Source organism: Lysinibacillus sp. NPDC096418 (assembly GCF_044762775.1).
GTDB lineage: Bacteria > Bacillota > Bacilli > Bacillales_A > Planococcaceae > Lysinibacillus.
This window is the reverse complement of sequence record NZ_JBIWEY010000005.1, coordinates 68,359-81,050: the sequence shown is the minus strand read 5'-3', so window position 1 is coordinate 81,050 and position 12,692 is coordinate 68,359. Positions and strand designations below refer to the sequence as shown.

General features: G+C 37.7%; 11 protein-coding genes. 10 read left to right on the top strand and 1 reads right to left on the bottom strand.

From position 1 onward, the window contains the following. The first annotated feature begins 288 nt into the window (after positions 1-288). Positions 289-1,452, top strand: coding sequence for a dicarboxylate/amino acid:cation symporter (locus ACIQZG_RS06860; protein ID WP_402754423.1), 1,164 nt, complete (start codon positions 289-291; stop codon positions 1,450-1,452). A gap of 63 nt (positions 1,453-1,515) precedes the next feature. Here ACIQZG_RS06860 and gltC read toward each other — a convergent pair whose 3' ends face one another. Then, on the bottom strand, positions 1,516-2,418 hold the full coding sequence (gene gltC, locus ACIQZG_RS06855; RefSeq protein ID WP_402754422.1) for a glutamate biosynthesis transcriptional regulator GltC: 903 nt from the start codon (positions 2,416-2,418) through the stop codon (positions 1,516-1,518). 560 nt (positions 2,419-2,978) lie between these two features. Here gltC and sufC point away from each other — a divergent pair. From sufC to ACIQZG_RS06810, 9 genes are all read left to right on the top strand, one after another. Beyond that, positions 2,979-3,764, top strand: coding sequence for a Fe-S cluster assembly ATPase SufC (gene sufC / locus ACIQZG_RS06850; protein WP_402754507.1), 786 nt, complete (start codon positions 2,979-2,981; stop codon positions 3,762-3,764). A gap of 18 nt (positions 3,765-3,782) precedes the next feature. Then, a complete protein-coding gene (gene sufD / locus ACIQZG_RS06845; protein ID WP_402754421.1) occupies positions 3,783-5,090 on the top strand; it encodes a Fe-S cluster assembly protein SufD in 1,308 nt (435 codons plus the stop codon). Continuing rightward, entirely contained in the window at positions 5,090-6,319 is a 1,230-nt protein-coding gene (locus ACIQZG_RS06840; RefSeq protein ID WP_402754420.1) for a cysteine desulfurase, read from the top strand. The genes sufD and ACIQZG_RS06840 overlap by 1 nt, the downstream gene beginning before the upstream one ends. After that, positions 6,309-6,737, top strand: a complete 429-nt coding sequence (sufU, locus tag ACIQZG_RS06835) for a Fe-S cluster assembly sulfur transfer protein SufU (protein ID WP_402754419.1) — start codon at positions 6,309-6,311, stop codon at positions 6,735-6,737. The genes ACIQZG_RS06840 and sufU overlap by 11 nt, the downstream gene beginning before the upstream one ends. A 151-nt stretch (positions 6,738-6,888) precedes the next feature. Next, complete coding sequence (gene sufB, locus ACIQZG_RS06830) at positions 6,889-8,286, top strand: Fe-S cluster assembly protein SufB (protein WP_402754418.1); 1,398 nt, start codon at positions 6,889-6,891, stop codon at positions 8,284-8,286. A gap of 119 nt (positions 8,287-8,405) precedes the next feature. Then, a complete protein-coding gene (locus ACIQZG_RS06825) occupies positions 8,406-9,263 on the top strand; it encodes a DUF72 domain-containing protein (RefSeq protein ID WP_402754417.1) in 858 nt (285 codons plus the stop codon). Further along, the gene (locus ACIQZG_RS06820; RefSeq protein ID WP_402754416.1) at positions 9,263-10,084 is read left to right on the top strand and encodes a sulfite exporter TauE/SafE family protein; all 822 of its coding nucleotides are present in this window, start codon (positions 9,263-9,265) and stop codon (positions 10,082-10,084) included. The genes ACIQZG_RS06825 and ACIQZG_RS06820 overlap by 1 nt, the downstream gene beginning before the upstream one ends. 88 nt (positions 10,085-10,172) lie before the next feature. Beyond that, the gene (locus ACIQZG_RS06815) at positions 10,173-11,537 is read left to right on the top strand and encodes a bifunctional metallophosphatase/5'-nucleotidase (RefSeq protein WP_402754415.1); all 1,365 of its coding nucleotides are present in this window, start codon (positions 10,173-10,175) and stop codon (positions 11,535-11,537) included. Between the two features lie 42 nt (positions 11,538-11,579). Continuing rightward, positions 11,580-12,689, top strand: coding sequence for an HD-GYP domain-containing protein (locus tag ACIQZG_RS06810; protein ID WP_402754414.1), 1,110 nt, complete (start codon positions 11,580-11,582; stop codon positions 12,687-12,689). Positions 12,690-12,692 lie beyond the last annotated feature (3 nt).

Here is a 12,692-nt window from a genome sequence, read left to right as displayed (position 1 = left end):
GGATATAAATAGACGAACTAGCGTATTAGTTCTTCAATATGAAATGTTTCAAATTTTAAATAGTGTTTTTCGCTGAAAGCGCAGCGAGCATTTCGAAGTGAAAATAAAGTTACTACTTTAATAGTGATGACAATTGGTTTATTGATACACTTGGTTTTTTATTAGAAAATTAAGAAGATATAAATTATTCCGCCTATATTTCAAACACTACAAAATATAAATTATTTATGATAAATTACTGTTAGTATATCTGAAAAAGACAGTTGTTTTTATAGGGAGGACATATTGATGAAATTAAAGTTTGGTTTATTAGCGAGGATTATCGTAGCTATTTTGCTAGCAGTGGTGCTTGGTAACTTTGTCCCGGAACCATTTGTACGTGTATTTGCAACATTTAACGGCTTATTCGGTAACTTCTTAAACTTTATAGTACCGTTAATTATTATTGGATTTATTGCACCGGGGATTGCCCAACTTGGTAAAGGCTCTGGAAAGTTATTAGGATTAGCAACATTCTTTGCTTATTTTTCAACATTAGTAGCTGGATTTATTGCTTTCTTTGTAGCACGTAACGTGTTGCCGAACTTCATCTCAAATGAAGGTGCGAAAAACATGGCTAATCCAGAAGAGTTTTTAGCGCAAGCTTTCTTTAAAGTTGAGATGATTCCGCTAATGGACGTAATGGCGGCATTAATCTTTGCATTTATCGTAGGGATTGGGATGGCTGCTATTAACAGCGATGTGATGAAGCGTGGCTTTGAGGAATTTAATTCAATTATTGAGAAGGTAATTTCTTATGTAATTATTCCATTATTACCTTTCCACATTTTTGGTATTTTCCTGAACATGACATTCGGTGGTCAAGTAGCAAAAATCTTATCTGTGTTTGCGGTGGTATTCTTATTAATCATTGTGATGCACTGGGTAATGCTACTTATTCAATTTACAACAGCGGGTGCGTTAAATAAGAAAAATCCATTTACACTGATTAAAGCGATGCTACCTGCATACTTTACAGCTCTAGGGACACAATCTTCAGCTGCAGCAATACCTGTTACACTTCGTCAGACGCAACAAACGGGTGCTTCAGAAAAAGTATCGAGTTTCACCGTGCCCCTTTTTGCGACAATTCACTTATCGGGGAGTACGATTACACTTGTAACATGCTCACTTGGGGTAATGATGATGAATGGTATGGATATTAGCTTTACACTCTATGCTGGTTTTATCTTCATGCTAGGTGTCACAATGATAGCAGCTCCAGGTGTACCTGGTGGCGCAGTAGTGGCTGCATTAGGTTTACTTCAATCAATGCTCGGCTTTGATGAAACAATGGTAGCATTGATGATTGCTCTTTACTTAGCGCAAGATAGCTTTGGTACAGCAACAAATGTTACTGGTGATGGTGCGTTAACAATGATTGTCGACCGTTTCGGCAACAAAGAGAAATAAAAAAAGAAATGCCCAATGGATTGCAGAAAATCCATTGGGCATTTTTGTATGTACGGTGATTTTTTATTGGAATTGCGATATGCGTGAGAAAAAATCTTTTACGAACTCTAAGAAAATTTTCTCTGAGGGGGCAATATCACGGTTAATTGGAGAAATAATGCCAACTGTTCTTGGAATCGTCGGTGATTTAATTGGTACTTTAACGGTAAAACGCGCAGCTGAATCATAAAGTGTGCTTTCAGGTAATAAGCTGACGCCAATACCAGCAGCGACAAGCCCTTTTAGCGCGTCTAAATCTTCACCCTCTGAAATAACATTAGGCAAGAAGCCAGCAGCACGGCAAGCGTCCATCGCAACTTTATGTAAAATAAATCCGTCGGGAAATAATACGAACTGGTCGTTACGTAAATCGGCAAGCATAATACTTTCTTCTTTTGCTAAAGGATGGTTTGCAGGTAATAATGCTGCAATGTTCTCAGTAAATAATATTGTCGGCTGAATCGTTTCATCTTTTGGTGGAAGTGGACCTAAAAAAGCTAAGTTCAATTCACGATTCTTCACAGCGTCGATTAAAAATTTATAAGAACCTTGTCGGAGTTGAAACTGCAAGTCTGGATATTCTTTTTTAAAAGCAGAAATAACTGTTGGTAGTACATAGCTTGCCAGACTAGTTGGGAAACCGATTTTAATCGTTCCTTTTGCAGGATCTAAATATTCCTCAACTTGCTTTGCGGCAAAATCGATTGCCTTTAATGCAGTAATCGTATGCTCTAAGAAAATTTTCCCGATTGGCGTTAATTTCACATTGCGCCCAATACGTTCAAAAAGTGGTGTACCTAATTCATCTTCTAAATTTGCTATTTGTCGGCTAATTGCAGATTGTGCAACATGTAAATGTTCCGCTGCTTCCGATATATGCTCTCGCTCCGCAACCTCAACGAAATAGCGTAATTGACGTAATTCCACTGAAATTTCACCCCTATTGATCGAAAAATAAGATAAATCATATCTCAATTATATAGTATTTATGAAAAAATATGATTATAAAAACGGTAATTGTAAATGTTTAATGAATTCAAAGAGTCTGAGATGCTTAGGGAGGACTTTTTTGAATAAGTATTTAGTAATGGTTATAAATGGTTAGGTTTGATGATTTTAAAGTACCTCAAATAGTAATCTCTTTGTTTTCATTTTAATGCGAAAGGGTATATTATATGTATTGTTATTTGTGGATAACTGTCACAAAACGGCTACAATTGGCGTTTTGTGCGAGGTTTTCACTATGATGCTAGATGAAATCGATTCTCAATTAAGTGGTTTTTATTGAAAATGAAGGGTGATGATTCTCAATAAAAGCTTTTACTAACAATCGTCTGAAAATGCTTTAAAAGCCTTTGCTTTTCGAGATTTATATAGAGAAAAATGAAAGTAGTTAAAATGGTTTGCATAGAGAAGTATTTTCAGTTAAGATTAGAATGATAATAATTAAGGAATGGTTTGCCATTCAATGAACACACTATGGAGGTATTCTCATGTCAACTTTAGTAATTAAAGATCTTCACGTTGAAATCGACGGTAAAGAGATTTTAAAAGGCGTAAACCTTACAATTAATACAAATGAAATCCATGCAATCATGGGCCCAAACGGTACAGGTAAATCTACTTTAGCTTCTGCTATTATGGGTCACCCTAAATATGAAGTAACTTCAGGTTCAGTTGAACTTGACGGTGAAAATGTACTAGAAATGGAAGTAGATGAACGTGCACAAGCAGGACTTTTCCTTGCAATGCAATACCCATCTGAAATCGCTGGTGTAACAAACGCTGATTTCTTACGTTCTGCTATCAATTCTCGTCGTGAAGAAGGCGATGAAATTTCTCTTATGAAATTCATCCGTGAACTAGATAAAAACATGGAATTCCTTGAAATGGACGAAGATATGGCACAACGTTACTTAAACGAAGGCTTCTCAGGCGGAGAGAAAAAACGTAATGAGATTCTTCAATTAATGATGATTAAGCCTAAATTTGCTATTCTTGATGAAATCGACTCTGGTCTTGATATCGATGCACTTAAAGTAGTTTCTAAAGGTATCAATGCAATGCGTGGCGAAGGCTTCGGTTGCTTAATGATCACTCACTATCAACGTCTACTAAACTACATCACACCTGACCATGTTCACGTAATGATGCAAGGTCGCGTTGTTAAATCTGGTGGCGAAGAGTTAGCACACCGCTTAGAAGCAGAAGGTTACGACTGGATTAAAAAAGAATTAGGTATTGAAGACGAAACAGAAGAACAAGAAGCATAAGAAGGAGGACGAACTAGCATGACAGTGGAAATTAACTTGCCTGCAACTGCACAGGACGTGCGCTCGTTCTCTGAAGCAAATGGTGAACCAACTTGGTTTACAGCACTTCGTGAGGCAGCACTAGACAAAGCAGCTGGTTTAGACATGCCAAAACCAGATAAAACAAACATTACAAAATGGGATTTCATGAACTTCCCTCAGCATACAGTGGTAAGCGAAACATTCGCTTCACTTGATGCACTACCAGAAGAAGCAAAAGGTTTAATCGACCTTGATGCACAAGAAAACTTATATATTCAACGTAATAACACACCAGCCTTCATTAAAGTTTCTCAAGAACTTACTGACAAAGGTGTAGTATTTACAGATATTTTAACGGCTGTTCGCGAACATAGTGAACTAGTTGAAAAGTACTTTATGACTGAAGCGGTTAAAGTAGATGAGCATAAATTAACAGCGCTACATGCTGCATTAGTTAATGGTGGCGTATTCGTATATGTACCTAAAAACGTAATCGTAGAAGAACCTCTTCAAGTTGTTTTCTTAAATGATAATGCAGAGGCTTCACTCTTCAACCACGTGTTAGTAGTTGCAGAGGCGAACTCAGCTGTTACTTATGTTGAAACTTATGTATCTACAGTTGAAGAAGCACAAGGACAAGCAAACATCATTGCTGAAGTAATTGCCTTAGACAATGCACAAGTTACTTATGGCGCTGTTGATGTACTAGCTAAAGGCTATACGACGTATGTAAACCGTCGTGCACGTTTAGCACGTGACGCTAAAATTGACTGGGCACTAGGCTTAATGAATGATTCAGACACAATTTCTGAAAACATTTCACACCTAATCGGAGATGGCTCTCAAGCAGATACGAAATCAGTTGTTGTTGGACGCGGTACGCAAAAGCAAAACTTCACAACTGAAGTTCGTCATTGGGGTAAAAACACGAACGGTCATATTTTAAAACATGGTGTGATGAAAGAAGCTGCACAAACAATCTTTAATGGTATTGGTAAAATTGAGCATGGTGCTACAAAAGCTGATGCACAACAAGAATCACGCGTATTAATGCTTTCTGAAAAAGCACGTGGTGATGCTAACCCAATTTTACTAATTGACGAAGACGATGTAACAGCAGGACACGCAGCATCTGTTGGACGCGTAGATCCACTACAACTTTATTACTTAATGAGTCGTGGTATCTCGAAAACAGAAGCAGAGCGCCTTGTTATCCATGGATTCCTTGCGCCAGTTGTTACGCAATTACCAATCGAGGGCGTTAAAAAGCAACTGACGGAGGTCATCGAAAGGAAAGTTCGCTAATGATGAATAAAGACATTAAAAGCTATTTCCCAATATTAAATCAAGAAGTAAACGGCAATCCGCTTGTTTACCTTGATAGTGCCGCAACTTCTCAAAAGCCAATTCAAGTAATTGAAGCGATGAAGAATTACTATGAATTTGATAATTCTAACGTTCACCGTGGTGTACATACACTAGGGAATCGTGCGACAGACAAATATGAAGGCGCACGTGAGAAGGTTCGCAAATTTATCAATGCAAAATCGACGGAAGAGATTATTTTTACACGCGGTACGACAACTGCTTTAAATACTGTAGCAGCTAGTTATGGCCGTGCAAATGTTTCAGAAGGTGACGAAATTGTTATTACACATATGGAGCACCACTCAAACATTATTCCTTGGCAACAACTAGCGAAAGAGCAGAAAGCTACTTTAAAATATATCGATTTAGAGGCTGATGGTACGTTAGATCTTGAAAAAGTTCGTGCTACGATTACGCCAAATACGAAAATTGTTTCAGTTACAATGGTTTCAAACGTTCTTGGTACGATTAACCCTGTGAAGGAAATTGCTAAAATTGCACATGCAAATGGTGCAATAATGGTAGTGGACGGCGCACAAGGTGTACCACATGCTGTTGTAGACGTACAAGATTTAGATTGTGATTTCTTGGGCTTCTCAGGACATAAAATGTGCGGTCCAACTGGAATAGGTGTACTATATGGTAAAAAAGAACACCTTGAAAAGATGGAGCCAATTGAATTTGGTGGCGAAATGATCGACTTTGTTGGTCTTTATGATTCAACGTGGAAAGAGTTACCGTGGAAGTTCGAAGGTGGTACACCAATCATTGCAGGTGCAGTTGGTTTGGGTGCTGCGATTGATTTCTTAAATGAAGTAGGGCTTGAAAACATCGCGAAGCATGAACATGCACTTGCTGGTTATGCGATGGATGAGCTTGAAACGATTAACGGACTTAAAATATTTGGCCCACGTGATCCAATGAAGCGTTGTGGTCTTGTGACATTCAATTTAGATGATGTGCATCCACATGATGTGGCGACTGTTCTTGATATGGGCGGTATTGCTGTTCGTGCTGGACATCATTGCGCACAACCACTAATGAAGTGTCTTCAACAAGTTGCCACAGCGCGTGCAAGCTTCTATATGTACAATACTGAAGAAGATATTGACCGCTTAGTACAAGGGTTGCGTTCTGCGAAGGAGTATTTTAGCGATGTCTTTTAATAACTTAGATCAACTTTACCGTTCAGTAATCATGGATCATTACAAAAATCCTCGTAACAAAGGGTCTTTAGAAAATGATGCTGTAACGATTGATATGAACAATCCGACTTGTGGTGACCGCATTCACTTAACGCTAAAAGTGACTGATGGTGTTGTAGAAGATGCGAAATTTGACGGCGAAGGCTGCTCAATTTCGATGTCTTCTGCATCGATGATGACACAAATCGTCAAAGGGAAGAAAATCGAAGAAGCACTAGAGCTTTCAGACATTTTTTCAAAGATGATGATGGGTGAAGAATACAGCGAAAAATACGACCTTGAGGATGTAGAGGCGCTACAAGGCGTGGCAAAATTCCCAGCACGTATTAAATGTGCAACATTGGCTTGGAAAGCGATGGAAAAAGGCGTAAAAGAATAAAAGTGCTAAAGCGCCCGTTTATCCCCGACAAGCGCTGGAGGGTCCTAACAAGTGTGCTTGCACACGTAGGAAGGAACCGAAGCGACCTCGAGGGGATGGCGCTTTAACCTAGATAAAAGAAGAATAGTAATTTATGAACGGAGGAGAAATAATGGCTAAAAAAATGCCTGATATTGGCGATTACAAATACGGATTCCATGACAAGGACGTATCGATTTTCCGTTCAAAACGTGGTTTAACTGAAGAAATCGTCCGTGAAATTTCAAATATGAAAGAAGAGCCTGAGTGGATGCTTGAGTACCGCTTAAAATCTCTTGAAACTTTCTATGCAAAACCAATGCCACAATGGGGTGGCGACCTTGGTTCTTTAGACTTCGATGAAATTACGTATTACGTAAAACCATCTGAAGCAACACAAAAATCTTGGGATGAAGTACCTGAAGAAATCAAAGCTACTTTCGATAAATTAGGTATTCCTGAGGCAGAACAAAAGTATCTTGCAGGTGTATCTGCTCAGTACGAATCTGAGGTAGTATATCATAACATGAAACAAGAGCTTGAAGATCTTGGTATCGTGTTCAAAGATACAGATTCAGCACTTCGTGAAAATGAAGATATTTTCAAAAAGTATTGGGGTACAGTTATTCCTTACTCTGACAACAAGTTCTCAGCACTTAACTCAGCAGTATGGTCAGGTGGTTCATTCATATACGTACCACCAGGCGTAAAGGTAGAAACGCCATTACAAGCATACTTCCGTATTAACTCTGAAAACATGGGTCAATTCGAGCGTACGCTAATTATTGTAGACGAAGGCGCTTCTGTACACTATGTTGAAGGTTGTACAGCACCTGTTTACACAACAAACTCTTTACACTCAGCAGTAGTAGAAATCGTTGTACGTAAAGATGCATACTGCCGTTATACAACGATTCAAAACTGGGCGAACAACGTTTACAACTTAGTAACGAAACGTACAGTTGTTGAAGAAAACGGTACGATGGAATGGATTGATGGTAACATCGGTTCTAAATTAACAATGAAATACCCAGCATGTATCCTTAAAGGTGAAGGTGCTCGTGGTATGACATTATCGATCGCTTTAGCAGGTAAAGGACAACACCAACATGCTGGTGCGAAAATGATTCACTTAGCGCCAAATACATCTTCAACAATCGTATCAAAATCGATTGCTAAACAAGGTGGTAAAGTAACGTATATGGGTCAAGTACGCTTCGGCCCTAAAGCGAGCGGTGCACGTGCAAACATTGAATGTGATACATTAATCATGGATAATGACTCTACTTCAGATACAATTCCATACAACGAAATGTTAAATGATAATGTTTCTTTAGAGCATGAAGCGAAAGTTTCTAAAGTATCAGAAGAACAATTATTCTACTTAATGTCTCGTGGTATTTCTGAAGAAGAAGCGACAGAAATGATCGTAATGGGCTTCATCGAACCATTTACAAAAGAATTACCAATGGAATATGCAGTAGAAATGAACCGCCTGATCAAGTTTGAAATGGAAGGTTCTATCGGCTGATTTTTCGTTGATAGATATGCGACTAGAGCTATATTAGCTTTGGTCGCATTTTTTTGTGGTTGAGCATTTGTATATTGAGCGTATATGCTATGATAATGTTAAATAAAGGAGGGGGTTACTTGATTCGAGTAGGATTAACAGGCTGGGGCGATCATCCTTCGCTATATAGTAAAGTGACTGCCTCGAAAGACAAATTATTTGATTATACCGGTCATTTTTTAACAGTGGAGGTAGACACATCATTTTATGCCATTCCATCTGTCGATAATGTACGGAAATGGTGTGAAGGTACACCGGACAATTTCCTCTTTGTTGTAAAGGCATACCAAGGAATGACTGGGCATCTCCGTAGTGATATTCCTTTTGAGACGAAAAATGATATGTTTCAGACGTTTATCGAAAGTGCCAATGAGTTCAGACGACATGGTAAGTTAGCCATGATACTGGCACAATTTCCACCTTGGTTTGATTGTCAGACTAAAAATGTACAATATTTACTATATATAAGGCAACAACTAAAGAATTTTGATGTAGCAATAGAATTTCGTAACAAAACATGGTATGCAGAAAATGTGAGAGAGAGAACGATGGATTTCCTGAACACAAATGCTTTTATTCATACGATTTGTGATGAACCACAGGCGGGGGTCGGATCCGTACCATTTTATCCTATCGCAACCGCAAAAAAAGCTTTGATTCGTATTCATGGGCGTAATATTCAAGGTTGGCGGAATACAGGGAATACAGAGAACTGGCGTAAAGTTCGCTTTTTATATGATTACAATAGGGAAGAATTACAACAAATTGGGCAAAATATAAAAATGCTTCAATCGCAAACAGAGGAGCTTTTTGTATTGTTCAATAATAATTCGGGTCATCATGCGGCAAAAAATGCAAAGGAATTACAATCGATTTTAGCCATTAAGGATGACGGCTTAGCACCTAAACAATTAAATATGTTTGAAGGAGAATTTTAATGGAATTTATTCTATTAGTATTTATTGCGCTTTGTTCAGGTATCGTGGGCGCACTTGTTGGATTAGGTGGCGGCGTAATTTTGGTACCGGCTACCTTGTTTATCGGCTTAAATTTAGGCATGATTCCTGATTTGACACCACAGAAGGTTGTTGGATTATCTGTGGTAATGATGATTTTTACAGGCTTAGCTTCGACAATAAGTTATATGAAATCGAAAACGGTTGATTATAAAAGTGGATTTGTCTTTTTTATAGGTAGTGTACCAGGTACTATTTTGGGGGCGTGGATTAATAAAGGATTGGATTTACCATCCTTCAATTTATATTTTGGTATTTTACTTATTATATTATCCACGATTTTACTTGTACGGGATAAGATAAAACCAGTAAAATGGTTTGTGAAAAATGGTGTGAAACGTGAATTTACCGATAACGAGGGGAAAGATTACATTTATGGATATCCAATCTGGTTTGCAGTATTACTGACGTTTTCAATTGGTTTTGCATCGGGTCTGTTTGGCATTGGTGGAGGATCAATGCTTGTGCCAGCAATGATTATTTTATTTTTATTCCCACCACATGTGGCAGTTGCAACTTCGATGTTCATGGTATTTTTATCATCGATAGTAAACTCGGCTAGCCATATTTACTTAGGAAATGTACCGTGGTTGTATACAATTCCAGTCATTCCTGGGGCATACATTGGTGCAAAAATAGGGGCTGCATTAAATAAAAAAATCAAGTCAGATTCACTTGTACTTGCATTAAGAATTATTTTATTATTACTAGGAATTCGCTCAATATTGGATGGTTTATTTTAATTCAAAAAATCATGTTCCTAAAGCGTGGCGTCAGCGGTAGGTACAATTCCACCGAGGCGTAATTGATTGAAAAGAAGAGGTGGCTTAAATGCTAGAAAAAATTCATATTTTTCACACGAATGATTTGCATAGTCATTTTAAGTTTTGGCCTCGTATGCAAAACTATGTGAAAAAGAAACGGGTAGAATTTGCGGCTCGTGGTGAGACAAGTTATTTATTTGATGTTGGTGATCATTTAGATCGTTCAAATATATATACAGATGCAACGGTTGGGAAAGGAAATGTTGCACTGTTAAATGAAGCACAATATGATGTTGTGACACTTGGGAACAATGAAGGAATAACATTATCCCATAAGGAGCTTTATCATCTATATGATGAAGCTAATTTTGATGTAGTTATTGCTAATTTACAGGCGACATATGGCAGTAATCCAGCTTGGTTGAAGCCATATGTCATTTTGACAACTGAGCATGGAACAAAGATTGCTGTAATCGCAGCTACTGCAATGTTTGAGGCGTTCTATAAAGAATTAGGTTGGGATATTGAAGATCCAAGATGTGCGATGGTTCGTTTAGCATATCAACTTCGTAAGGAAGCCCATATTGTTGTTTGTTTGTCACATTTAGGAATTACAGAAGATGAATTGTTAGCGGAAGAATGTCCTGAAATTGATGTCATTTTTGGCTCGCATACGCATCATATCTTGTCAAATGGGAAAATGGTAAATGGTGTATTACTGACTGGTGGGGGGAAATTTGGCCAGTTTACAGGACACCTAGTTTTAGAATATGATAAAGATAAATGTACACTTATTGGAAAAACAGACAAATTAATTCATAATGAAGAATTGCCAGCTGTTGAAAATGAGGATAAGTTTTTGTTGTCATTAGACGAAGAGGGAGAACGGTTACTGAATGTACCTGTTTTTACAACACCTCAAGCATTTAATAAAGAGTGGTTTCATTACTCGCAGCTTTCAGATTTATTTGCGCAGGCAATTCTAGAGAAAAGCGGTGCAGATTGTGCATTGTTTAATGCGGGGATTTTTATGGATGGACTACCAAAAGGCCCCGTGACTACTCTTGATTTGCACAAGATTTTCCCACATCCTATTAATTTATGTACAATTGAATTATCTGGGATGGAGTTAAAGGAAATATTACTTCAATCAAAAAATGAAGAGTGGCCTTTTATAGAATTAAAAGGGCTGGGCTTCAGAGGTGTCATTTTCGGTAAGATGTTGCTGTATGGTTTTTCTATGAATGAAGATCGGCAATTACTCATAAATGGAGAATTAGCAGATGCTAGACTTACGTATACATTAGTAACGTTAGATCTATTTACGTATGGTTATTTTTATCCGAGTTTTAAATATGCGAAGAAAAAATATATCATGCCTGATTTTTTACGTAATATTATGGAGAGTTATGGTCGGAAAGTTTTTAAATGAATATTAGAAAACTAGCTTTAATAATAGATTGGGGAAGAGGTCATGCGATTAATTTCAATCGATGTATTAAAAGAGGGAATGGTGCTAGGAAGAACTATTTGGAATGAAGCGGGACATCCACTTTTGAAAAAAGGTGTAGTTATTAATGAGCGCATTATTTTAAGACTTCAACAATTACATACTCATTATTTATATATTGACGATGAAATTTCGAAGGGTATTGAGGTAGAAGATACAGTTCCTCCAATTGTTCGAAATAAAGCTATCTCAACTATTAAAAACTCTTTCCAGTCATTGAATGGATTAAATGCGATTAGTGCTTCTTATGTGCTCGATCAACAATCGAAGGAAATTGTCTCTATTGTTGATGAATTGCTGCTGGCAGTGATGGGAAATAACGAAATTTTAACTGTGTTGGCGGATGCATATTTGTTCGATGAATATTTATATCAGCATTCATTTCAAGTGACCTTGTATTCAATTGCAATTGCCAGAGAATTAGGGCATTCGGCAGAAGATTTACGTTTGATCGGTATTGGAGCTCTATTGCATGATATCGGTAAAATTATGGTGCCAAAGGAGATTGTTACGAAGCCAGGACATTTAACGCATGAAGAATTTGAAACAATGAAAATGCATACACGTTATGGTTTTGATGTCTTACGAAATTTACATTCCATTTCATTACTAGTGGCACATTGTGCATTTCAGCACCATGAGCGGATTGATGGTAGTGGGTACCCACGTGGGTTAGTAGATTTTGAAATTCATCCATTTGCAAAAATTATTGGTGTTGCAGATGTTTTCGATGCAGTAACGACAAACCGTGTATATCGTGAAAAAATGCTCCCATCACAAGGGTTAGCGATTGTTGAAGCAGGTTCTGGCACAATTTATGATCCGAAAATCGTCAATGCCTTAAAAAAATCCGTCGTACATTACCCGAATGGTGCAATCTTAAAATTATCGGATGGCCGTCGAGGGATTGTCTCGAAACAAGATCCTATCGATCCGAATTGGCCTTGGATTCGTATTTTTGAAGAACATGATGAATTATTATCAGCTACATATGAAATAAATTTGGCGGATGATCCAACTGTCGTAATTGCAAAGGTTGAAACGGATTATCTTGTTGCCGCTAATATCGAATAATTG

What these genes read in the sequence shown, in the direction of transcription:
- ACIQZG_RS06820 (WP_402754416.1), top strand. Translation starts at nt 9,263, where the DNA reads ATGGAATTTATTCTATTAGTATTTATTGCGCTTTGTTCAGGTATCGTG.
- ACIQZG_RS06860 (WP_402754423.1), top strand. Translation starts at nt 289, where the DNA reads ATGAAATTAAAGTTTGGTTTATTAGCGAGGATTATCGTAGCTATTTTG.
- ACIQZG_RS06815 (WP_402754415.1), top strand. Translation starts at nt 10,173, where the DNA reads ATGCTAGAAAAAATTCATATTTTTCACACGAATGATTTGCATAGTCAT.
- sufD (WP_402754421.1), top strand. Translation starts at nt 3,783, where the DNA reads ATGACAGTGGAAATTAACTTGCCTGCAACTGCACAGGACGTGCGCTCG.
- sufB (WP_402754418.1), top strand. Translation starts at nt 6,889, where the DNA reads ATGGCTAAAAAAATGCCTGATATTGGCGATTACAAATACGGATTCCAT.
- ACIQZG_RS06840 (WP_402754420.1), top strand. Translation starts at nt 5,090, where the DNA reads ATGATGAATAAAGACATTAAAAGCTATTTCCCAATATTAAATCAAGAA.
- sufU (WP_402754419.1), top strand. Translation starts at nt 6,309, where the DNA reads ATGTCTTTTAATAACTTAGATCAACTTTACCGTTCAGTAATCATGGAT.
- ACIQZG_RS06810 (WP_402754414.1), top strand. Translation starts at nt 11,580, where the DNA reads ATGCGATTAATTTCAATCGATGTATTAAAAGAGGGAATGGTGCTAGGA.